We start from the raw sequence: 21,257 nt of genomic DNA, 5'->3' as shown, positions 1-21,257 counted from the left end.
CTGTGTTCCCCCCACTCGCCCCCCCGGCGCCTTGCCGCTGTTCCGCCGGCGGCGGCGCCGGCCGCCCCACCCAACCCGCCCGGGGCCCGCGGCCCCCCCCCCCCCCCCCCGTCCGTATCCGCAGCGACGGCCACTTTGGGCAGCGAAATCCACCTGCGAAATAGCACCCGTGCCCCGCCGCGCGGACAGGCGTAGCGTTGGCTCATGGACACAACGGGGTGCGTGGTGGTCGGCGGCGGTCCGGCGGGCATGATGCTGGGCCTCCTACTGGCGCGGGCCGGCGTGGAGGTCACGGTCCTCGAAAAGCACGGCGACTTCCTCCGGGACTTCCGCGGCGACACCGTGCACGCGTCAACCATTCGCCTCATCGACGAGCTTGGCCTGGGCGGTGCCTTCCGTGAGCTTCCGCAGAGCCGCCTGCGCAACGTCGCGTTCCCCGTGCCCGGCGTCGGACTGGTCACGCTGGGTGATTTCGCCTCCCTGCGGCCGCCGTACAACTACATCGCCATGATGCCGCAATGGGACTTCCTGAATTTCCTGGCCCGCGCCGCTGCGGAGGAGCCGACCTTCACCCTTCGGATGGAACACACCGCGACGTCGCTGGTGTCCGACGGCGGCCGGGTCACCGGCGTCCGCTACCGGACCAAAGCCGGCACCGAGGGCGCGATCCGGGCGGACCTGGTGGTGGCCACGGATGGCCGGCATTCCGTGCTGCGCCAGGCCGCCGGCCTTAAACCCAAGGAATTCCCGGTGCCGTTCGACACCTGGTGGTTCAAGCTTCCCCGGTATCCCTCGGAGCAGGGTGAAGTTGCCGGGATCGTTCCGTCGTTCAAGGGTCAGGAGGCCATGATCGCGCTGTTCCGCGACGACTACTACCAAATGGGGTATCTGGGGCCCAAAGGCTCGGACGCCCGCATTCGCAGCGAAGGCGTGGAACGGTTCAGGGAACGCGTCGGCGCCCTCAGGCCGGACCTGGCGGACCGCCTGGACGCCATCAGTTCACTAGATGACCTCCACTGGCTGGACGTGCGGCTCAACCGGCTGCGGCGCTGGTACGTGGACGGCATGCTGTGCATCGGGGATGCGGCGCACGCGATGTCGCCGGCCGGGGGAGTGGGCATCAATCTCGCCATCCAGGATGCCGTCGCAGCGGCGGCGCGGCTCGCCCCTGCCCTGCTGCGGGGTCACGTGGGCCGCAAAGAGCTCGAAGCCGTTCAGCGACGGCGGCAGATGCCCACGGTGGTGGTTCAGACGGTCCAGCGGATCATGCACCGCGTGGTGTTTGTGCCGTTGTTCACCGGCAGGAGGGCCGGGCCGCCGGCACTCCTGCCGTTTATCGCCCGCCGGGTTCCGGCGGTCCGGAAGGTCATGCCCCGCCTCATCGCCTTCGGGCCCCGGCCCGAGCACGCTCCCGGGTTTGCCCGGCGGCAGGAACCGCGGGCCGTGGCCTAGCGTGTCTCCGGCCTGACCCCGCGGGCAGCCAGACCGCCGGTCCGTCACAAATCCGCCACGCACTAAACTTGGACCCATGACTGCCACCCCGGACTCTGCATCCGACACTGCTGCCCGTGCCCGCCTGCTGGAACTCATCAAGGAGCTCGCCGTGGTCCGCGGCAAGGTCATCCTGTCCAGCGGAGCCGAGGCCGACTACTACATTGACCTGCGCCGCATCACCCTTCACCACGAGGCCTCCAGGCTCGTGGGGCAGGTCATGCTGTCACTGATTGACGACGCCGGCATCGACTTTGAGTGCGCAGGCGGCCTCACGATGGGGGCAGACCCCGTCGGCACCGCTGTCATGCACGCCGCCACTGACGCGGGCCGCACGGTGGACGCGTTCGTGGTCCGGAAGGCCCAGAAGTCCTATGGCATGGGCCGGCAGGTCGAAGGGCCGTCCGTGGAAGGACGCAAGGTTCTGGTCCTGGAGGATACGTCCACCACCGGCGGCTCTGCCCTGACCGCCGTCGAGGGCGTTCGGAAGGCCGGCGGCAACGTCGTGGCCGTTGCCGTGATCGTCGACCGCGACACCGGAGCCAAGGAAAAGATCGAAGCCGAAACCGGCGTGCCGTACCTGTTCGCCTTCGGCAAGGACGAGCTCGGACTGAGCTGACCGGCCTCCCCTGGTGGACGGCACACTCCGGGTGGCCTAGTATTTCCGTACCCCGGAAGTCCCTTCACTTGGAGTACCCCGTCATGCGCCCGTCGGATCAAGCCCTGAGCAGTGTTGAGCAAATCCAGAACCTCATTCTGGAGAGCGCCGATTTTGAGGACTTCCTCAACGAGCTGGCGCGGTACTCGGCGCGCCAGGTGGCGGGGGACGGTGACGACGCCCTCTGCGGCATCACGCTGCTGAGGGACCGCAAGGCGGCGACGATCGGCTGGAGCAGCGACTCCGCCCGCGAGGTGGATGAAATCCAGTATTCGCTGTCCCAGGGGCCGTGCCTGACGGCTGCGGAGGAAGAACGGGAAGTTCACGTTCCGGATCTCTTCGAAGAAGACCGCTGGGGCCCGGATTACGCCAACGCGGTCGCTTCGCACGGGCTGCGTTCGGTGTTGTCGCTTCCGTTCAATCTGCAGGGGGACGCGAAGGCCGCGCTCAACCTCTACTCCGACGTGCCCCACAAGTTCAACGACGTTTCCGCGGCCCGCGCCCGCGGGTACACCCGGGAGATCTCCCAGGCCCTGCGCCTGGCGGTCAGGTTTTCACTGCACACGGACAGCGCTACCAACCTCCGTGCGACGTTGGAATCGCGGACCGTCATCGACATCGCCGTCGGCATCGTCATGGCGCAGAACCGGTGCAGCCAGGAGACGGCCGTCCGCATCCTCACCGATGCTTCGAGCCACAGCAACGTGAAGCTTCGCGACATCGCCGCGTCGCTGGTGAATTCGGTGGGAGGCGCGGAGGCCCGCACCCACTTCGAGGAGCCCGGGAAAGTTCAGGCGGGCTAGCCCGGTTGCCGGCTGCCTGTTGACGGTTGCTTGTGCGGCGGCACTGCCCGGGATAGGCTGTCCGAGGTTGAGCCGTCGGCCATAGACACCCCTTTTGGAGTACCTATGGACAACCAACTCAATCCCCTCATTAAGATCGACGACGCCGCCGGTACCGCTCGGATCGATATCCGGGGAAGCCTCACCCAGGCGTCCCGCCCGGAGCTGATGCACCAAATCCAGCGCGTCCGCCGGATGGGCATCTCTTCGCCCATCACCGTGGATCTTTCTCACGCAGCGTTCGTGGAGTCAGTCGCCCTCGCCGGTCTCCGATTCGACCTCAACGCCCTCGACGCCGGCGCGCGGCAGGTGCCCGTGGCAGGCGCACCAGGGGTGTTCCTTGAGGTCATGTCCACGCGCGACCACGCCGTGGCGGAATCCCGCCCTGACTTCACCGCCCTGACGAACCCGTCAGAGCTGTCCGAAGCGCTGGAGGACGCCGGGCTCCGCCCGCTATCCGACTATTCCCGTGACGAGCTGCTGGCTGCGAGCGACTCGGTCTTCGGGTTGCTGGACGATCCAGCCGGGCATTCCGGGCAGGAACTGCTGGCCCGCTACGACGCAATCGTCGAGGAGATCGCCCGCCGGGAACTGGCCGAGCCGGCCGAACCGGCTGAGAAGCATGCCCCGAGCAACTGACCGGGAGCCTCAACTTGCGGTCGCCAGCTTGCCGGGGCCGGTGAGCCGTGGCTGCGGCCTGAGCTGTGCGTGGGGTTTGAAGTGTGCCTAGGGTAGTTCAGTGCCATACGAAGGAGCCGCTGGTCAGGCGGGTCAGGGGAAGCGGCCGGGCGCAGACGCAGCCCGGCTGCTCCGGCGTGCCGCGGAGCTGAAGCGGTTCTCACGGCGGACATTCCTCGCCGGGGCGGGCGCTTCGTCCGTGCTGGCAGCTGACATGCTGCTGACCCGGCAGGTCCAGGAGGAGCGCCAGGTCAACAAGATCCTGGTGGTGGAGGACGACTTCGCGAAGAGCTACTTCCCGAATGCCAGCTGGATCCTGTTCCCGGGCTACAAGACCAGCTGGGAAGAAGCCCAGTGGATCCTGAACTCGCTGCGCGGAACGCTGCGCCAGCGCGGGCAGCTGGCGGCCGTGGGCTATTCCAACCTTGGCCTGGACATCGACCAGCTGGTCATCGCCGTGATCGAGCACGTCCGGGCCAACAAGCTCACCAAGCTCTACTTCTACGGGCACAGCTTCGGCGGCATGGTCGCGACCCAGGTGGCGGCCCGGCTGCTCGAACTCCACGGCGCCGAGGTGGAGCTGATCGTGCTCGACTCCAGCCCCTACAGCAAGTACGACGTCCTCGACCAGAGCTGGTTCGACGGCGTGGTGTTCCTGTACGAAAGCGGCTTCCGGATCCCGTCCGTGCTGCGCGGAAGCTACGAGTTGGGGGAGCGTGTGGTGCACAAGGACGAGCGCACGTGGCGGCAGATCCTGGATCAAACACTGGAGCAGCTGTCGCCGATTGCCCCGTCCAGCGTGCTGATCCAGTCCGAGTCGGCCTACATCTACCACTTCGACGCCACCCGGTTTGCGGGCCGGATCGGGACGACCAAGATGGCTTACATCGGAAACCCCCGGGACCAGACCGTCAATTACCAGACCGCCCGCCAGTCCTGGGCCCGGACGTTCGCCGACAACATGGTGTCCTCGGACCGTCAGACGGACGGAGCGTTGCCCGCCCACGCCAGCCCGGGCTGGAATCCGTTCGTCTACCGGCCCATCCTGGCGGCATTGCAGGACGAGATCTTCCCGCTGCCGTCCGGCGGGCGGAAAATGACGCCGTTCTAGGCCGCCGGCCCCGAACCCGGCCACGACCTTACGGCCGGTTCCCGTCAGATCTGGTTCTTGAGATCCGCCACGGAGTTCAGCACCTGGTTGGGGCGGAACGGGTAGGCTGCGATGTCCTCGCGCTGCGTGATTCCGGTGAGCACCAGCACCGTGTGCAGCCCCGCCTCCATGCCGGCGATGATGTCCGTGTCCATGCGGTCGCCGATCATGGCCGTGGTTTCGGAGTGGGCATCGATCTGGTTCATGGCTGAACGGAACATCATGGGATTCGGCTTGCCCACGATGTACGGTTCGCGGCCGGTCGCCTTGGAGATCAGGGCGGCGATGGCGCCGGTGGCCGGCATGGGCCCCTCCTTGGAGGGGCCGGTGGCGTCGGGGTTGGTGGCAATGAAACGCGCCCCCGCCAGGATCAGCCGGATCGCCATGGTGATCGCCTCGAAGGAGTACGTGCGCGTCTCGCCAAGCACCACGAAGTCGGGATTCTGGTCGGTGAGGATGAAGCCGGCCTCGTGCAGCGCCGTCGTGAGTCCCGCTTCTCCGATGGTGTACGCGCGGTTGCCGGAGTCGGAGCCCTGCACCTGGTCCTTCAGGAACTGCGCCGTGGCCAGGGCCGAGGTCCAGATGTTCTCCTCCGGGATCTCCAGTCCGGAAGCACGCAGCCTCGCGGCGAGGTCCCGTGGAGTGAAGATGGAGTTGTTGGTCAGCACCAGGAACCGCTTGGACGTGTCCACCCAGCGCTGGATCAGCTCGGCCGCTCCCGGGACCGGCTGGTTTTCGTGCACCAGCACACCGTCCATATCGGTCAGCCAGCACTCGATGTCCTGGCCGCTGCGATATACCGCAGCGTTTCCCTTGACCTGATCCGCTTTTGCCACGTTTGCCTCCGCCGGTGATGATTGCTTCCGGAGCCCAGTCTAGTGTTGAGGGGTGACTCAAACGCCCGGGACCCCAGCAGAACCCCAACCAGCCGCAGAGGAAACGCCGGAGCCAAAGCCGGAGGTCGGCGTCGGGCCCTGGGAAGGCGAGTGGCCGCAAGGCGACCACTGGGACCCGGACCTCCTCTCGGACGGAGACCGGCGGAACGTAGTGGACAAATACCGCTACTGGAAGCACGAGGCGATCGTGGCGGACCTCGATTCCAAGCGCCACGACTTCCACATCGCCATCGAAAACTGGCAGCACGACCTCAACATCGGCACCGTGGTGCGCACCGCCAATGCCTTCCTAGCCAAAGAGGTGCACATCATCGGACGACGACGGTGGAACCGCCGCGGGGCAATGGTCACCGACCGCTACCAGCACGTCCGCCACCACCCCACCGTGGAGGACTTCGTCGCCTGGGCGCAGGGGGAGGGGCTGGCGATCATCGGGATCGACATCTTCCCGGACTCGGTGCCGCTGGAGACGTATGAACTGCCGCGGAAGTGCGTGCTGGTCTTCGGGCAGGAAGGCCCGGGACTGACCCCGGAGGTGCATGAAGCCGCCGAGGCCACGTTGTCGATCGAACAGTTCGGCTCCACGCGCTCCATCAACGCAGGCTCGGCGGCGGCGATTGCCATGCACGCGTGGGTGCGGCGCCACGTCTTCAGCCAGCACGTATAGCCGCGGCCCGTTCGCCGGACCGGAACAAAGTGTTACCCGGCCGCGTGACCCGAAACACTGCCCCGGCGCAGAACTGGCTAGGATGGTTCGTAGCCGACGAGGTTCACTCCAGGGTCAACACAACCCGCAGACGAAATTCACTTTAGGAGTCAGCATGCCCATTGCAACCCCCGAGATCTACTCCGAGATGATCGACCGCGCAAAGGCGGGCGGCTTCGCATTCCCGGCGGTCAACGTCACCTCTTCCCAGACCCTGAACGCCGCCCTGCGCGGCTTCGCCGAGGCCGAGTCCGACGGCATCGTCCAAGTCTCCACCGGCGGTGCCGCCTACTGGTCCGGCGCCTCCACCAAGGACATGGTTGCCGGCTCCCTGGGCTTCGCCGCATTCGCCCGCGAGGTGGCCAAGAACTACGGTGTCAACATCGCGCTGCACACCGACCACTGCCCCAAGGACAAGCTGGACGGCTTCGTCCTCCCGCTGCTGGCAGCCTCCGAGGCCGAGGTCAAGGCCGGCCGCAACCCGCTCTTCAACTCCCACATGTGGGACGGTTCCGCCGAGACGCTGCAGGAGAACCTGCGCATCGCCCGTGAACTGCTGACGCGCACCGCTGCAGCCAAGATGATCCTCGAGGTCGAGATCGGCACCGTCGGCGGCGAGGAAGACGGCGTCGAGCACGAGATCAACGAGAAGCTCTACACCACCGTGGAAGACGCCCTGGCCACCATCGACGCCCTGGGTGCCGGCGAGAACGGCCGCTACATCACCGCGCTCACCTTCGGCAACGTGCACGGCGTGTACAAGCCGGGCGGCGTGAAGCTGCGCCCGGAGATCCTCAAGGACATCCAGGCCCAGGTGGGAGCCAAGATCGGCAAGGACAACCCGTTCGACCTCGTGTTCCACGGCGGCTCCGGCTCTTCCGACCAGGAAATCGCCGACGCCGTTTCCTACGGCACCATCAAGATGAACATCGACACGGACACCCAGTACGCCTACACGCGTCCCGTGGCCGACCACATGTTCAAGAACTACGACGGAGTGCTCAAGGTGGACGGCGAAGTGGGCAACAAGAAGACCTACGATCCCCGCGTATGGGGCGCTTCCGCCGAGGCCGGCCTCGCCGCCCGTGTTGTTGAAGCCACCCAGCAGCTCGGTTCGGCCGGAAAGACGTTCTAACCGTGTCTGACGAGTTCCGCAAGAACCTGATGGGCCCCGAGCCCACGCTCCTGCCTGCCGAGACCGAGGTCTCCGCGCAGCTGGACGCGGGCCAGGAAGCACTGGACCTCGTGGCCAAACACCCCACGTCGTCGCAGTTGTGGGCCGTGCTCGCCAAGGAAGCGTGGGCGGAGGGGCGCACCATTGAGGCCTACGCCTACGCGCGGGTGGGCTACCACCGCGGCCTTGACTCGCTGCGCCGCAACGGCTGGCGCGGAGTGGGTCCCATTCCGTGGGAGCACGAGCCCAACCGCGGCTTCCTGCGGGCGCTGTACTGGCTCGGAAGCGCATCTGCGGCCATCGGTGAGACTGAGGAAACGGAACGCATCGAGAAGTTCCTGAACGACTCGGATCCGGCGGCCAAGGCCGCCATCCAGGGCGAAAACCTCAACTGAACCAAAAACGACGTCGGCCCCTCACCTGCTGGCGTGGGGCCGACGTCGTTGTGTCCGGTGGTTCAGAAACCTAGCTGGCGGCCTTGGCCAGGCCCGTGCGGGCCATCGCGTCGGCGTATACCACGTGCATTTCATCGAGGTACTGCTGCTGCCGCGCGGGCGTTCCCGCGAAGGCGCGGCCGCTGAGGGAGCGGACCTTGTAGGTCTTCAGGCCGCGGCGCCAAAGTAGCGGGACCTCGGTCTTAAGCAGCAGGCCCGCGAGCCGGTTGGCCTCCGTGCCGTGGGCGACGATCACCGAGGCACGCGGCACCAGGGCCAGGAACTTCAGCAGCGGCTTCAGGCCGGCGGAGATCTGGTCAGGGGTGAACTTGCCGTTCGGTTCGCCGGCGGTGTGCCACGGGTGCACGTTCCAGGGCATGATGAACTCCGGCCGGAGGCCGAGCTTCCACTGCACACCGAGCATGCGGGTGGCGGCGTCGTCGTCGCCCGGGGTGATGAAGCCCGACGGGGAGGCGGTGCCGATGTTGGAGTAGAGGCTGATGATGCGGCATTCGTCGACGTCGTGCATGGGGTCGACATAAGGAACCTGGGTGCCCGGCTTGGTGCCCTGCAGGGCGTCGCACAATTCATTAACAGCGGCGACATTGGGTTCGTAACGGCGGCTCAGGAGTTGTTCACGGAAAGATTCAGTAGCCAAGGCTGTCATGTAAGTGCTGTGTCTCCTGCGGGGATCGGTCACGCTGCCGTACCGGAAACGGGCGCGCCAAGTCCGGGTCGGTTTGAAAATGTGGTGTGGATCGATTCCTGGTCGATCCTTATCAGTTTAGCAAGCCCCGCAAAATGTACCGCTCACTGCACCGCTCGCCTCCCGGCGAAACAGGCGCCGCAGCGGACGGCCAAAGCAAGACATCCGCTGGCCATCGGCTAAACTTGGGTGGTAAGAGCCCCGGAACTCTTGCGTCTTTGCCCATCGGCCGATGCCGAGAGTGAGGTCGCTGACATTCGGGGCATTCTCATGAACGGCGCTGCCTTCCGGCCAGCCACCGGGGTGCAACTCCCCGGTGAATGTAACGGAAGTCGGCCCGAACGAATGGGGGAGGATCCCATGCCAGCAATCGTGATCGTCGGAGCCCAATGGGGCGACGAAGGCAAAGGTAAGGCCACTGACCTGCTCGGCGGCCGCGTCGACTACGTCGTGAAGCCGAACGGCGGCAACAACGCCGGACACACCGTCGTCGTGGGCGGTGAGAAGTATGAGCTTAAGCTCCTTCCTGCCGGCATCCTGAGCCCGAACGCAGTTCCGATCATCGGCAACGGCTGTGTGGTGAACCTTGAGGCCCTGTTCCAGGAGATCGACGGCCTGGAAGCCCGCGGCGCGGACACCTCCAAGCTGCGCATCTCCGCGAACGCCCACCTCGTGGCGCCCTACCACCAGGTGCTGGACAAGGTCACGGAGCGTTTCCTTGGCAGCCGTGCCATCGGCACCACCGGCCGCGGCATCGGCCCCGCGTACATGGACAAGGTGGCCCGCCTCGGCATCCGAGTGCAGGACGTCTTTGACGAATCCATCCTGCGCCAGAAGGTGGAAGGCTCGCTGCGCCAGAAGAACGAGCTCCTGGTCAAGGTCTACAACCGCCGCGGCATCCTTGTGGACGAGATCGTCGACTATTTCCTCTCCTTCGCGGAACGGCTGCGCCCGCTGGTCATCGACAGCACGCTGGTGCTGAACACCGCCCTGGATGAGGGCAAGGTGGTGCTCATGGAGGGCGGCCAGGCCACGTTCCTGGACGTGGACCACGGCACGTACCCGTTCGTGACGTCCTCCAACCCGACCGCCGGCGGCGCCTCCGTGGGCTCCGGCATCGGCCCCACCCGCATCTCGCGCTCCATCGGCATCATCAAGGCCTACACCACGCGTGTGGGCGCCGGCCCGTTCCCCACCGAACTCTTCGATGAGATGGGCATGTACCTGCAGAAGACCGGCGGTGAGTTCGGCGTCAACACCGGCCGGCCGCGTCGCTGCGGCTGGTACGACGCCGTCCTGGCCCGCCACGCTTCCCGCGTCAACGGCTTCACGGACTACTTCGTCACCAAGCTGGACGTCCTCACGGGCATCGAGCAGATCCCGGTGTGCGTCGCGTACGACGTCGACGGCGTCCGGCACGACGAAATGCCCATGACCCAGACCGAGTTCCACCACGCCAAGCCCATCTTCGAGTACTTCGAGGGCTGGACCGAGGACATCACCGGAGCCCGCACGCTGGCCGATCTGCCCGAGAACGCCCGCAACTACGTCCTGGCCCTCGAGAAGCTCTCCGGCACGCGGTTCTCGGCGATCGGCGTGGGCCCGGACCGGGACCAGACCATCGTTGTCAACGATCTGATCAACGACTGACGCTCCCGGCCACATCCTCGGCGGTTCCGACGGCGGCGGGTCACCTCTCGGAGGCGGCCCGCCGCGGTCGTTGCCGGCAACGGGCGGAGTGTCGGTCCCCGGCTGTCGGCGCTCTGCCCTAAGCTCACTCAGGTGGGAAATCTCAGCATCGATGACAGTGAATGCCTGACTGTGGTTCCGGTGCTGGACGGCCAGACGCGCATCGACGAACTGCTGATGGACCTGGGTGATGTGCGCAGCGTGCACGCACTGGTCCAGATGCTGCCCGAGGCCGGCGTTGACGGCGTTCCCGGCGGGCAGCTGCGCCTGTTCTGACCTTCCACGGGCACCCCTAGTTGCCGTGGGCGACCCTAGCCGCCGCGGGCCCCTGACGTGACCTTGACTCCCTGTGAGCGGGGCCTCCGCCGCGGCACGCCACCCCGTCCTAAGGGGACTTCCGCCGAAAAGGAATTCCGGCGGACGCGTAACCTCAGGCCCCGGCGGTTCGATTACCTCTGTGTAAGCGCCGGGCCGGTGGTTGTCCCCATCAGCCTCCAGCCCGGCCTTCAACCAACAAAAGGATGTTTTTTTCTTATGAAGAGTGTTAGCAAGACCACCAGGATTGCTGTCGGAGCCGCCATCATCGCTGTCGGAGGATTCTCGGGCATCGGACTGGCCAACGCGGCCCAGGTCTCCGGCTCACAGCATGCAGAGGTGACCCCAGCTACGCCCGCCGTCCCCGCTACCCCCGAGCTCCCGGCTGTGCCCGCCGTTCCGGCTTCACCCTCCGTCAAGACCCCTGCGGTCAAGGGCGCCGAGGTTTCCGGCAAGGCCAAGGTCTCGGCCGAGCACGGCTCCGCCGCCGCCAAGGTTGACGCGGCCGCCGGTGTTCCGGCAGCCCCCGCCACGCCCGCTGTTCCGGCAGTCCCCGCCACGCCTGCGGTTCCGGGTGTCGCCGGCGTTCCGGCCACCCCGGCTGTGCCGGCCACGCCGGCAGTTCCCGCCGTTCCGGGTAGCGCGCGCGTCCCGGCTGTGCCGGCAACCCCGGCCGTCCCGGCTGTACCGGCAACCCCGGCTGCGCCGGCTGTTCCGTCTGCAGACCTGCCCAAGCTCGGCAAGTAGGCACGGACTTTCCCGAATAGGGCCACAAGGTGTGCGGCGGCTAGGCTTACTACCGCCGCACACTCGCCGTAAGGGAAGGACAGCTCCTTGGCAGTTCAGCTGACCGATGACGAATTGGCAGCCGCGTTGGCTGGCGATCCTTCAGGTTTCAGCGCCGTCTACAGCATTATTTCCCCTGCCGTGCTCGGTTATTTCCGGGCCCGCGGCGTTGACGACGCCGAAGCCCTCACACAGGACGTCTTCGTTGATGTCCTGCCCAAACTCGTTGGCGTCAAAGGCGGTCACTCGGGCCTGCGGACCTTCATTTTCTCGGTGGCCCATGCCCGGCTCGTCGACCACCGGCGCCGGTACGCCAGAGCACCCCAGCTGACCGAATACGATCCCCTGGCTGACGAACGGTATTCCAGCTCCGCCGAAGACGAGGTCCTCGGCTCGCTGGGCGGTATGTCCTCCACCCTGGCCATGCTCAACGACGAGCAGCGTGAAGTCCTGGTACTGCGGATCGTCGCGGACCTCTCCGTCGAACAGGTGGCCGGCATCATGAACAAGACCCCGGGCGCGATCAAGCAGCTCCAGCGCCGCGGACTAATAGCCCTGCGCGAACTCGTTAAGGAAAAGGACTACACACCATCATGAGTGTCTCGCCCACAGGCCGGGAAGAAGGGGATATCCAGGCGATCCTCCAGGATTCCGGGTTCGAAGAGGACACGGACCTACGCAGGTCGCTGGAAGATTTGCGCGCGTTCGCCCTGGACGGCCCCCCTGAACCGCGCGCGGACCTCCAGGCCCTGCTGACCCCCGGCGTTACGCTCCTGGACGTCCGCCGCCGCAACCGGAAACGCCGGATGGGCGTCGTAGTCGGCGCCGCTGTGGTCGGGGCCATGGGCCTTGGCGCCGGCGCCGTTGCTGCCTCCGGCGAGGACTTCCGCCTCAGCGTCAGCCATGCCGTGGTGAAGATCCTCGAGCCGGCCAGCCAAGCCCCCGCGGCGACCACGGATGCGCCGGCTTCGGCTCCTGACGCATCGGTCCCGCCCGGGGCGCCATCAGCGGCCGTGACGCCGTCTCCCTCGGCAACACCGTCAGGATCAGCCGCGGCGGTAAAGTCTGCCCGTCCTCAAGCGGCTGCATCTGCGAGGCCGGCGTCTGCCAGGCCGACGCCCGGCAATGCGGCGTCTGCTCCCGGTGGAAAACAGGCCCAAACTCCGGTGGCGCCGCTGCGGCCGACGCCCGTGCCGGCAACCCCCCTGCCCGCGGCGCCCGGTCCGGCACAGCCCGGCGCCGGTTCGAGGCCCCTGCACAGCCTGCTTCCGCTGCTCCCAACTCTTCCGGGGAGCGTCCCGGGCCCCGTGCCAGGGAAGCCCTGAACCACTGATTCCGGCTCGGGAAACGGGGCAGGAAAAAGTTTCAACGTTTTTTCGAAGTGGCGTAACCTCCGGGCCGGTCCCGACGATTACGTAGGTGAAAGGCCGGGCTGGAATGTGTCCCCCATCAGGTTCCAGCTCGGCACTTCCTTTCTTGCCTCCGGCGGTTTCAGCTGCCGTTGAGGCCCGCCATCCGCCGAGGGCCCGCGTGAGCGGTACGCCTACGCCAGCACCTGCCGCTTCGAGGAGATCACGCCGGTGTCGAAGCCGGCCAGGTGAAGGCCGCCGTGGAAGCGTGCATGCTCGATCTTGACGCAGCGGTCCATGACGACGTCGAGACCGGCGGCTTCCGCTTCCTTCGCCACGTCCTCATGCCACGAACCCAGCTGCAGCCACAGCGTCCTGGCGCCGGCAGCGATGGCTTCGCCCAGGACGCCCGGCAGGTCGTCGTGCTTGCGGAAGACGTCCACGATGTCCGGGCTCTCCGGCAGGTCCGCCAGCGAGGCGTACGTCGGCTGGCCCAGGATTTCCTTCACCACCGGGTTCACGAAGTACACCTTGTAGCGCGTGGACGACTGCAGGTACGTGGCCACAAAGTAGCTGGCCCGGGACGGCTTGTCGGAGGCGCCCACGATCGCAATGGACTTCGCCTGCCGGAGCAGGTTCAGGCGCTCCGGAGCTGTGGGGCCTTCCCAGGTGCGGTCCGTCGTGCTCATGCCCGTGCGCCAATCGTGCAGGTGTCGGCTTCGGTGGTTGCCTCGCCGCTGGGCGAGCCTGCCGAAACCAGGGTCTCTGCAGTCTCGACCACCGGTGCCGACGCCGCGTCCAGGGCCTGGTCCAGGTCCCACAGGATGTCGTCGATGTCCTCGAGGCCCACCGAGATGCGGACCAGGTCCTCCGGGACACCTGCCGACTCGAGCTGCACGGGACTGAGCTGCTGGTGCGTGGTGGAACCGGGGTGGATCACCAGGGTCCGGGAGTCGCCTACGTTGGCCAGGTGCGAGGCGAGCTGCAGGGACTCGATGAACTTCTGTCCCGCCGCACGGCCGCCCTTCACCCCGAAGGAGAACACCGAGCCGGGACCCAGCGGCAAATACTTCTGCGCCCGCTCAAAGTGCGGGTGGGACGGCAGCCCGGAGAAATTCACGTAGGCCACGCGCTCATCCGCCTCGAGCCACTCAGCGACGGCCTTGGCGTTCTTGAGGTGTTCGTCCAGGCGCTGCGGGAGGGTTTCCACCCCCTGCAGCAGCTGGAAGGCAGACAGCGGCGAAAGGGCCGGCCCGATGTCGCGCAACTGCTCGCAGCGCAGCTTGGTGAGGAAGCCGTACTCGCCGAAGTTGCCCCACCAGGAGACGTTGCCGTAGGAGGCCACCGGCTCGGTCATGGTGGGGAACTTGCCGTTGCCCCAGTTGAACCGGCCGCTCTCCACGATCACGCCGCCCAGCGTTGTGCCGTGTCCGCCCAGGAACTTGGTGGCGGAATGGATCACGATGTCCGCGCCGTGTTCGATCGGCCGCACGAGGTACGGCGTGCTCAAGGTGGCGTCCACGACCAGGGGGATGCCGGCGTCGTGCGCCACCTTCGCCAGGCCCTCAAGGTCCTGGACCTCCGACGACGGGTTGGCCACCACCTCGACGAAGATCGCCTTGGTGTTCTCCCGGACGGCGGCCGCGTAGTCGGCGGGGTCGGTGCCGGGAACGAACGTGGTGTCGACGCCGAAGCGGCGCAGGGTGACATCCAGTTGGGTGACGGTTCCGCCGTAGAGCTGGGAGGCCGCGACGATGTGGTCGCCGGCCTGGGTGAGCGCGGCGAAGGTGATGAATTCCGCGGCCATGCCCGACGACGTTGCGACCGCGCCGATGCCGCCCTCAAGCGAGGCGATGCGTTCCTCGAACGCCGCCACGGTGGGGTTGCCGATGCGCGAGTAGATGTTGCCGTACTTCTGCAGGGCGAAGAGGTTGGCGGCGTCCTGGGTGTCCTTGAACACGAAAGACGTGGTCTGGTAGATGGGCACCGCGCGGGCGCCGTGCTCGGCGTCGGGGGTGCCGCCGGCGTGCAGGGCGCGGGTGCGGAAACCGAACTTGCGGTCGGCCATCAGACAGCCACCGACTCAGCGGCTGCGGCAACCGGCGTCCCGGACAGGTCCAGCTCCGTGCCGTTCTTGCGGGCCAGGTCCGCCTCGAGTTCACGGACGATCGGCAGTATGTCCTGGCCGAACGCGGCGACTTCCTCCTGGAAGTGCAGGTAGCCGGTGAGGAACAGGTTCACGCCGATCTTCTTGAACTCCACGATCCGCTCCGCGATCTGTTCCGGCGTGCCGATGAGCTGCGTCTTGAAGCCGTCGTTGTACTGCACCAGGTCCTCGAAGCTCGAGTCGGCCCACATGCCCTTGCCGTCCTTCGTGGACGCCCCGGCTTCCTGCACGGCGTCGCGGAAGCCCTGGACTGCGGGCTTGTGCGCCTTCTCCACGATCTCGCGGAGGGTGTCGCGGGCCTCCTTTGCGGAGTCGCGCGCGATCACGAAGCCATTGAGGCCGAAACGGGGTGCGGCAAGCCGTCCCTCAGTGCCGCGCTGTGATTCGCCGGACGCTGCCACCACGCCTGCGATGTTCTCCTTGAAGCCCTCCAGGTCCTTGCCGTTGGAGAAGTACCAGTCAGCCACGCGGCCGGCGGTGGCCTGGGCCGCGGTGGAGTTGCCGCCGAAGAAGATCTCCGGGTGCGCGCGGCCGGGAACGTCCACGGGCGCCGGGTTCAGCGTGAAGTCCGTGATGTTGTAGTACTTGCCGGACTGGCTGTATTCCTGCTCGGTCCAGAGGCCCCGCAGGACCCTGATGAACTCCTCCGTGCGGACGTAGCGTTCGTCGTGCTCCAGCCATTCGAGGCCGAAGCTGGTGAACTCGTTCTTGAGCCAGCCAGAGACGATGTTGACGGCGGCCCGGCCGTTGGAGATGTGGTCCGCGGTGATGATGTACTTGGCCAGCACGCCGGGGTGCCACATGCCGGGGTGGACGGCGGAGATGACCTTGAGGCGCTCGGTGGCCGCCAGGAGGGCGAGGCTGAAGGACGTGGCCTCGTGCTGCTTGTCGGCACCGTAGGAGGCGGCGTAGCGGGTCTGCGTCAGGGCGTATTCGAAGCCGGAGTCCTCGGCGATCCGGGCCAGCTTCTTGTTGTAGTCGAAGTCCCAGCCGGTGCGCTGTTCGATGGTGGAGACCACCAGGCCGCCGGAAACATTGGGGACCCAGTAGGCGAACTTGAGCGGCTCGGAAAGACGGGCAACGTTGCTGATGTCGTTCATGGTTATTCCTTTACTTCTGTCCGTTGGGGGGAGAGGCCGGGACGGCTGCGGCATAGTCGCGCAGCGCGTCCTGGATTCCGGCGATCGCCGGTTCGTTCTGGAGCGACGTGGTGTCGCCGAGGGCGGTTCCCTCGAAAAGCTGGGTGAGCAGCCGGCGCATGATCTTGCCGCTGCGGGTCTTTGGCACATCGGGGACGACGACGACGTCCCGCGGCTTCGCGATCGGCCCGATCGCCGTCGCGACGTGGTTGCGGAGCTCGGAGGCCACCTCGCAGGTAACCCCTCCCTTCAGCACAACAAACGCCACGATCGCGTGGCCGGTCTTGGGGTCCGCCACCGGACAGACGCCGGCCTCCACCACTGAGGGGTGGGAGACGAGGGCCGACTCGATCTCGATGGTGGAGAGCAGGTGCCCGGAGACGTTGAGGGTGTCATCCACCCGCCCGAGGATCCAGATGTCGCCGTCGGCGTCGTACTTGGCGCCGTCGCCGGCCAGGAACCAGCCCTGCTCCGCGTACTTGCGCCAGTACGAATCGAAGTAGCGCTGCGGGTTGCCCCAGACGGTGCGCGCGATGGCAGGCCCGGGTCTGTCCACCACAATGAAGCCTTGCACGCCCGGCGGAACCGTATTGCCGGCGTCGTCCACGATCCGGGTGCTGACGCCGGGCAGCGGGCGGGCCGCGCAGCCTGGCTTGAACTCGGTGTCCGTCGGGGCGGGGGAGAGGATGGTGGCGCCGGTCTCGGACTGCCACCACGTGTCCACCACGGGTGCGGTGCCGGCGCCGACGTTCTGCCGTAGCCACCGCCAGGCTTCCGGGTTGACGGCTTCGCCCACGGTGCCGAGCATCCGGATGGAGGAGAGGTCGTAGGTGTCGGGGACGCCGTCGGGGAACCAGCCCATGAGCGAGCGGACCAGGGTGGGCGCTGTGTAGTACTGCGTGACGCCGTAGCGCTCGATGATCTCGAAATGCCGGCCCGGGTGCGGCGTGTTGGGCGTACCTTCGAAGATCACCTGGGTGGCGCCGTTGGAGAGCGGCCCGTAGATCTCGTAGGTGTGGGCGGTGACCCAGGCGAGGTCAGCGGTGCACCAGTGCACGTCCCGGTCGCGGAGCGCTGGGTCCGGGTTGCTGAACAGGTGTTCGAAGCTCCAGGAGGCCTGCGTCAGGTAGCCGCCGGAGGTGTGCACCAGGCCTTTCGGCTTCCCGGTGGTCCCGGAGGTGTACATGATGAACAGGGGAGTTTCGGCGTCGAACGCCTCGGGTTCGTGGACGTCGGAGGCCTGCCCGACGGCGTCATGCCACCACACGTCTCGGCCTGGGGTGATCGGGACGGTCGCCAGCTGCTCCGACGCAGTGGTTCGGTTGACCACCAGGACGTGCTGGATCTCGTTGTCGCCGGAGACGGCGGCGTCGGCGTTGTCCTTAACGGGAACCGCGACGCCGCGGCGGAACTGGCCGTCCGTGGTGACCAGGAGCTTGGCCCGGGTGTCCTCCACCCGGAACTTGAGGGCTTCGGCCGAGAACCCGCCGAAGACGAGTGAATGGATGGCGCCGATGCGGGCCACGGCAAGGGTGATGATCACGGTTTCGGGGATGACCGGAAGATAGATGACCACGCGGTCGCCCTTGGTGATGCCCAGATCCAGGAGGGCGTTGGCGGCCTTGGACACTTCCCGCTGCAGTTCGGCGTAGGTGATGGCGCGGCGGTCACCGGGCTCACCTTCGAAGTGCAGGGCCACTTTCTCGCCGCGGCCGGCCGCAACATGGCGGTCCACGCAATTGTAGGCAACGTTGAGTTTGCCGCCCTCGAACCAGGTGATGTCCGGGCCGGTGCCGGCCTCAAGGTCCGCCGGCACCCGCCGGTGGGCAGTGTGCCAGGGTTTGCCGCCGTTCGCGCCGGCGTTCTCCGGTGCGGTTTCCCAGGCGAGCCGGAGTGCCTGTGTCTCCCAGAAGGCGACAGTGTCTTCCAACGACGTGTCTTCCAGGGACACGTCTTCCAGGGGCGCGTCCTCCGGGGAGGACGCGCTGGGGTTGGTGCTGCTGTGACGCGCCGGCCCGTCCGAGGAAGCGCCGTGCACTGCGCCGTCCATGGGCTCGGTCGAGGACCATCCCGAAGAGCCGCGAGGGGAGCCGGGCGCGTCACGCAGCCCTGCTTCGATCGCCGTCGCGTTCGAAGTGGTTTGTGGGTGTTCTGCTGCCTGATTTTCCAAGGTGGAAATCCGGGCAAGCGAGGGCAGGGCAGAAGAAATCTCAGGTGTCATTGCGGTACTCCATCGGTCCTGGCAGTAGCACCCTCGTGTTGCCCCTCAAAAGGAGAAACAGTTCCGTGGGAATGGTCGTCTCACGTCACCGGGGTTGCTGCGGCTTCATCGATCCAGGTCTCTCGGCCGCTCGGGATGGTCACTATCCACTAAAACCGAGGCGAACCATTACACATAATTCCAGCTTTATTCCTGCGTAATATTCGTTCACGGCTGCACAGGCCGCTTCAACTTCGTTCATTTCTTCGGCAATCATGTCCAATGGCCGCAGGAGTAGGCTTGATCCATGGCCCACGTTAACGATCGAGCAGTCATTGAACGCCTCATGCGAACCAAGGGGACGTGGGCAATCGTCGGCCTCAGCACCAACGAGTGGCGCTCTGCCTACGACGTCGCCCTGTATGTCCGGGACCGCATGGGCATGGAGATCATCCCGGTGAACCTCCCCGGCGACGACGTCCACGGCGAGAAGGGATACCGTTCCCTGGCCGAGATCCCGGCGGAGAAGCACCCCATCGACGTCGTGGACTGCTTTGTTAATTCGCAGAAGGTGGGCTCCGTGATTGACCAGGCCATCGCGGTGGGCGCCAAAGCGGTCTGGCTCCAGCTGGGAGTCTTCGACGACGCCGCGGTGGAGCGCGCGAAGGCAGCGGGTCTGGACGTCGTGGTGAACTCGTGCCCCGCCCGCGAAGGCTGGCACGTCGGCCTCTGAGCCGGCCCGTCGGTTTTTACTCAGGGCTTGAGGAACTGCGGGTAGTGGCGTTCGGTCACATCCGGATGGGCGCGCATCCTGCCCTTGAGCATGTTGAGGCCAAAGGAAGCGAGCATCGGGTTGGATGGGTCATCGGTGATCCCCCGGGCCTGCGCCTTCAGCTCCTCCGGGAGGGGCACCGGATCGATCACCGCATCCAGCCGCGGTGACCAGAAAAACGGCACGGAGTAGCGGTCCACGCCAGGTGGCGGGGCCTGCACCCGGTGGATGGTCGCTACGAGATAGCCCCCGGTTGCCACCTCCAGCATCTCGCCAAGGTTCACCACCAGAGCGCCGGGAAGCGGTTCCACGGAGGTCCACTCGCGGGCCCCCGGCGGGAGCACCTCCAGGCCGCCTACTGTGTCCTGAAGGAGCAGGGTCACGAAACCGTAATCGGCGTGCGAGCCCACGCCCTGGTCGCCGGCCGCTTCGACAACTCCGCCGACGTAGTGGACAAGCTTGCCCATCCAGGCGGGTGCGTCCCGGAAGGGTTCGTCAAAGTAGTCCTCCGGCAGTTGGAGGGAGACAGCGATGGCCCGCATCAGTTCGCCGCCCACCGTGGACATGAGCCCGGCCCAGGCCATCGCGGCCTGCTCCAGCTCCGGCAACGAATCCGGCCACATGTTGTGGCCCTGGAGGAGCCAGTATGGCTGGTCGAGGGGATAATCCAGTACGGGTTCACGGTCGGGGGAGTAGTCGATCTGCTCCCGGGCATCCGCCCTTCCCTGCGTGACCTCCGTGCCCATCCGGGTGTAGCCGCGGAAATGCGGGGAGAGCCGGTTGTCCAGCTTCATCCGCTCCTCGAGGGGCAGATCAAAGAAACGCCTGATGGTTGCCAGGAGGTCTTCTGCCTGGCCGGGCGCGGCCCCGTAGCCGATAAGTTGGAAGAAGCCGACCCGGTGCGCGGCATCGCGGAGCTGTCCAATGAAGCCCGGACTGAACTGTCCGTCGGCCTGACGCGAGGCGCCCAGGTCCAGAACAGGTATCGTCTCCTGATCCTGTGACATAGTCGCAGACTAGCACCGGCGTGGAAGGCTTTGTAGGCTCGCTGCATGGACACAGCCGAACTCAGGGAGATCTGCCTCAGCTTTCCGGGGGCCTTCGAGGACTTCCCCTTCGGCCCGGAGACGTCCGTCTTCAAGGTACGGGCCGCCGTGGCCGGAGGCGCGCGGCATGCGGCCAAGATGTTCGCGGCCTCCGCAATGGATCCGGACGACTGGTCCGTGAGCCTCAAATGCGAGCCGGCGTTGGCGGAGCAGCTTCGCGCGGCACACCCCGAAATTACCGGCGCCTGGCACATGAATAAAACGCACTGGAACGGCGTGCGGCTCGACGGATCATTGCCGGACGACATGATCCGCGACATGGTGGAGGATTCCTACGACCTTGTTGTTGCGTCACTGAGCAGGAAGCAGCAGGAGCATCTTGGCTGGGCGCGTTTGGCCGGCGCCCGCGGCACGGCGTCCGACGACGGCGCTGGAGCCCCCGCCGCAGACGGCGGCTCCGGCCCCGGCTCCGCATCCGTCGATGCGGGCAGCACGGGACCTCGGCGTTGACTGAAAAGCGCCTGGCACGCGGCGAGCTCAACTACCCCGGCATCGGTTCCACCGAGTACGGCCAGCCCCCGGAGGGATTCCCGTGCCTGGTGTCGCAGAACTACCTCGGCGAAGGCCTCGCCGTCTACCGCAGGGTGGTGCGCGGAGTGCTGGCCTGGGAGCTGCAGCGGCGGTCCGGGCTGCGGGTCCGCACGGAGTCCGCCGTCGTGGTCCCGGGCGCGCGCGTGGTGAGCGGCTTCGGCATCGGTCCTTTCCGCATCAACGCCCCGTGCGAGGTTGTGTGGGTCCACCGGCCGCTGCCGGGCGACGGGCCGCAGTCGGCGGGCTTCGCCTACGGCACGCTGCCGGGTCATCCCGAGCGGGGCGAGGAGGCGTTCGAGGTCCAGATCGATGCGAGCGGCAGCGTGTTCCTCAAGATCACGGCCTTCAGCCGGCACTCCAACTGGTTCTACACGGCGGGCGGCGCCTTTGCCAGGCGGGCGCAGAGCCTCATCACTTCCCGATACATTGAAGGTGCACGCCAACTCGCCGCAGGTGAAAGCTGATCAG

General features: G+C 66.7%; 23 protein-coding genes. 15 read left to right on the top strand and 8 right to left on the bottom strand.

Going from position 1 to position 21,257, the window contains the following annotated elements; translation table 11 throughout:
• Window positions 1-204: 204 nt before the first annotated feature.
• From ABFP37_RS11590 to ABFP37_RS11570, 5 genes are all read left to right on the top strand, one after another.
• The gene (locus ABFP37_RS11590) at window positions 205-1,452 is read left to right on the top strand and encodes an FAD-dependent oxidoreductase (RefSeq protein WP_078026795.1); all 1,248 of its coding nucleotides are present in this window, start codon (window positions 205-207) and stop codon (window positions 1,450-1,452) included.
• Window positions 1,453-1,528: 76 nt separating this feature from the next.
• Window positions 1,529-2,110: an orotate phosphoribosyltransferase gene (gene pyrE, locus ABFP37_RS11585; RefSeq protein ID WP_078026794.1), complete on the top strand. Its 582-nt coding sequence runs from the start codon at window positions 1,529-1,531 to the stop codon at window positions 2,108-2,110.
• An 83-nt stretch (window positions 2,111-2,193) separates the two neighbouring features.
• Entirely contained in the window at window positions 2,194-2,952 is a 759-nt protein-coding gene (locus ABFP37_RS11580; protein ID WP_078026793.1) for a GAF and ANTAR domain-containing protein, read from the top strand.
• A gap of 105 nt (window positions 2,953-3,057) precedes the next feature.
• The gene (locus ABFP37_RS11575) at window positions 3,058-3,630 is read left to right on the top strand and encodes a hypothetical protein (protein ID WP_078026792.1); all 573 of its coding nucleotides are present in this window, start codon (window positions 3,058-3,060) and stop codon (window positions 3,628-3,630) included.
• A gap of 100 nt (window positions 3,631-3,730) precedes the next feature.
• Window positions 3,731-4,780 (top strand): thioesterase domain-containing protein, encoded by a 1,050-nt coding sequence (locus ABFP37_RS11570; protein WP_078026791.1) that lies wholly within the window; start codon window positions 3,731-3,733, stop codon window positions 4,778-4,780.
• Window positions 4,781-4,824: 44 nt separating this feature from the next.
• Here ABFP37_RS11570 and ABFP37_RS11565 read toward each other — a convergent pair whose 3' ends face one another.
• On the bottom strand, window positions 4,825-5,655 hold the full coding sequence (locus ABFP37_RS11565; protein ID WP_078026790.1) for an HAD-IIA family hydrolase: 831 nt from the start codon (window positions 5,653-5,655) through the stop codon (window positions 4,825-4,827).
• A 52-nt stretch (window positions 5,656-5,707) separates the two neighbouring features.
• Between ABFP37_RS11565 and ABFP37_RS11560 the strand changes: the two genes are divergently transcribed.
• From ABFP37_RS11560 to ABFP37_RS11550, 3 genes are all read left to right on the top strand, one after another.
• Window positions 5,708-6,382: an RNA methyltransferase gene (locus ABFP37_RS11560; RefSeq protein ID WP_078026789.1), complete on the top strand. Its 675-nt coding sequence runs from the start codon at window positions 5,708-5,710 to the stop codon at window positions 6,380-6,382.
• A 154-nt stretch (window positions 6,383-6,536) separates the two neighbouring features.
• On the top strand, window positions 6,537-7,556 hold the full coding sequence (fbaA, locus tag ABFP37_RS11555) for a class II fructose-bisphosphate aldolase (RefSeq protein ID WP_078026788.1): 1,020 nt from the start codon (window positions 6,537-6,539) through the stop codon (window positions 7,554-7,556).
• Between the two features lie 2 nt (window positions 7,557-7,558).
• Window positions 7,559-7,990 carry a DUF3151 domain-containing protein gene (locus ABFP37_RS11550; RefSeq protein WP_078026787.1) on the top strand — a complete coding sequence of 144 codons (432 nt, stop codon included), beginning with the start codon at window positions 7,559-7,561 and terminating at the stop codon, window positions 7,988-7,990.
• A gap of 70 nt (window positions 7,991-8,060) precedes the next feature.
• Here ABFP37_RS11550 and ABFP37_RS11545 read toward each other — a convergent pair whose 3' ends face one another.
• Complete coding sequence (locus ABFP37_RS11545; protein WP_347033665.1) at window positions 8,061-8,687, bottom strand: hypothetical protein; 627 nt, start codon at window positions 8,685-8,687, stop codon at window positions 8,061-8,063.
• A 408-nt stretch (window positions 8,688-9,095) separates the two neighbouring features.
• On the opposite strand from ABFP37_RS11545, the gene ABFP37_RS11540 reads away from it, so the two are divergent.
• The 4 genes from ABFP37_RS11540 (at window position 9,096) to ABFP37_RS11525 (ending at window position 12,122) form a co-directional block, all read left to right on the top strand.
• Window positions 9,096-10,385: an adenylosuccinate synthase gene (locus ABFP37_RS11540; RefSeq protein ID WP_347033664.1), complete on the top strand. Its 1,290-nt coding sequence runs from the start codon at window positions 9,096-9,098 to the stop codon at window positions 10,383-10,385.
• A 132-nt stretch (window positions 10,386-10,517) separates the two neighbouring features.
• A complete protein-coding gene (locus ABFP37_RS11535) occupies window positions 10,518-10,700 on the top strand; it encodes a hypothetical protein (RefSeq protein WP_139362685.1) in 183 nt (60 codons plus the stop codon).
• Between the two features lie 258 nt (window positions 10,701-10,958).
• The gene (locus ABFP37_RS11530) at window positions 10,959-11,486 is read left to right on the top strand and encodes a hypothetical protein (protein ID WP_347033663.1); all 528 of its coding nucleotides are present in this window, start codon (window positions 10,959-10,961) and stop codon (window positions 11,484-11,486) included.
• Between the two features lie 87 nt (window positions 11,487-11,573).
• Window positions 11,574-12,122, top strand: a complete 549-nt coding sequence (locus tag ABFP37_RS11525; RefSeq protein ID WP_078026784.1) for an RNA polymerase sigma factor — start codon at window positions 11,574-11,576, stop codon at window positions 12,120-12,122.
• A 77-nt stretch (window positions 12,123-12,199) separates the two neighbouring features.
• On the opposite strand, the gene ABFP37_RS11520 is transcribed toward ABFP37_RS11525, so the two are convergent.
• The 5 genes from ABFP37_RS11520 to acs form a co-directional block, all read right to left on the bottom strand.
• Window positions 12,200-12,430 (bottom strand): hypothetical protein, encoded by a 231-nt coding sequence (locus ABFP37_RS11520; protein WP_078026783.1) that lies wholly within the window; start codon window positions 12,428-12,430, stop codon window positions 12,200-12,202.
• Window positions 12,431-13,068: 638 nt separating this feature from the next.
• The gene (locus tag ABFP37_RS11515; RefSeq protein WP_078026782.1) at window positions 13,069-13,563 is read right to left on the bottom strand and encodes a CoA-binding protein; all 495 of its coding nucleotides are present in this window, start codon (window positions 13,561-13,563) and stop codon (window positions 13,069-13,071) included.
• Entirely contained in the window at window positions 13,560-14,942 is a 1,383-nt protein-coding gene (locus tag ABFP37_RS11510) for an O-acetylhomoserine aminocarboxypropyltransferase/cysteine synthase family protein (protein ID WP_078026781.1), read from the bottom strand. Before ABFP37_RS11510 ends, ABFP37_RS11515 begins: the two co-directional genes overlap by 4 nt.
• Complete coding sequence (gene sfnG, locus ABFP37_RS11505) at window positions 14,942-16,141, bottom strand: dimethylsulfone monooxygenase SfnG (RefSeq protein ID WP_078026780.1); 1,200 nt, start codon at window positions 16,139-16,141, stop codon at window positions 14,942-14,944. The genes ABFP37_RS11510 and sfnG overlap by 1 nt, the downstream gene beginning before the upstream one ends.
• 10 nt (window positions 16,142-16,151) lie before the next feature.
• Complete coding sequence (acs, locus tag ABFP37_RS11500) at window positions 16,152-18,401, bottom strand: acetate--CoA ligase (protein ID WP_347033662.1); 2,250 nt, start codon at window positions 18,399-18,401, stop codon at window positions 16,152-16,154.
• 286 nt (window positions 18,402-18,687) lie between these two features.
• On the opposite strand from acs, the gene ABFP37_RS11495 reads away from it, so the two are divergent.
• Window positions 18,688-19,113 (top strand): CoA-binding protein, encoded by a 426-nt coding sequence (locus ABFP37_RS11495; RefSeq protein ID WP_078026779.1) that lies wholly within the window; start codon window positions 18,688-18,690, stop codon window positions 19,111-19,113.
• 20 nt (window positions 19,114-19,133) lie between these two features.
• Here ABFP37_RS11495 and ABFP37_RS11490 read toward each other — a convergent pair whose 3' ends face one another.
• Window positions 19,134-20,159 carry a 2-oxoglutarate and iron-dependent oxygenase domain-containing protein gene (locus ABFP37_RS11490; RefSeq protein WP_347033661.1) on the bottom strand — a complete coding sequence of 342 codons (1,026 nt, stop codon included), beginning with the start codon at window positions 20,157-20,159 and terminating at the stop codon, window positions 19,134-19,136.
• A gap of 45 nt (window positions 20,160-20,204) precedes the next feature.
• Between ABFP37_RS11490 and ABFP37_RS11485 the strand changes: the two genes are divergently transcribed.
• Both ABFP37_RS11485 and ABFP37_RS11480 read left to right on the top strand, forming a co-directional pair.
• Window positions 20,205-20,708 (top strand): MmcQ/YjbR family DNA-binding protein, encoded by a 504-nt coding sequence (locus ABFP37_RS11485; RefSeq protein WP_347033660.1) that lies wholly within the window; start codon window positions 20,205-20,207, stop codon window positions 20,706-20,708.
• On the top strand, window positions 20,705-21,253 hold the full coding sequence (locus tag ABFP37_RS11480; protein ID WP_347033659.1) for a DUF1990 domain-containing protein: 549 nt from the start codon (window positions 20,705-20,707) through the stop codon (window positions 21,251-21,253). The genes ABFP37_RS11485 and ABFP37_RS11480 overlap by 4 nt, the downstream gene beginning before the upstream one ends.
• The last annotated feature ends 4 nt before the right edge of the window (window positions 21,254-21,257 follow it).

Origin of the sequence: Burkholderia sp. RS01, from assembly GCF_039748055.1 — a bacterium.
In the GTDB taxonomy this organism is placed as follows: domain Bacteria; phylum Actinomycetota; class Actinomycetes; order Actinomycetales; family Micrococcaceae; genus Arthrobacter.
Note: the sequence above shows the minus strand (reverse complement) of the source record. Positions and strands in the feature narration are given on the sequence as shown.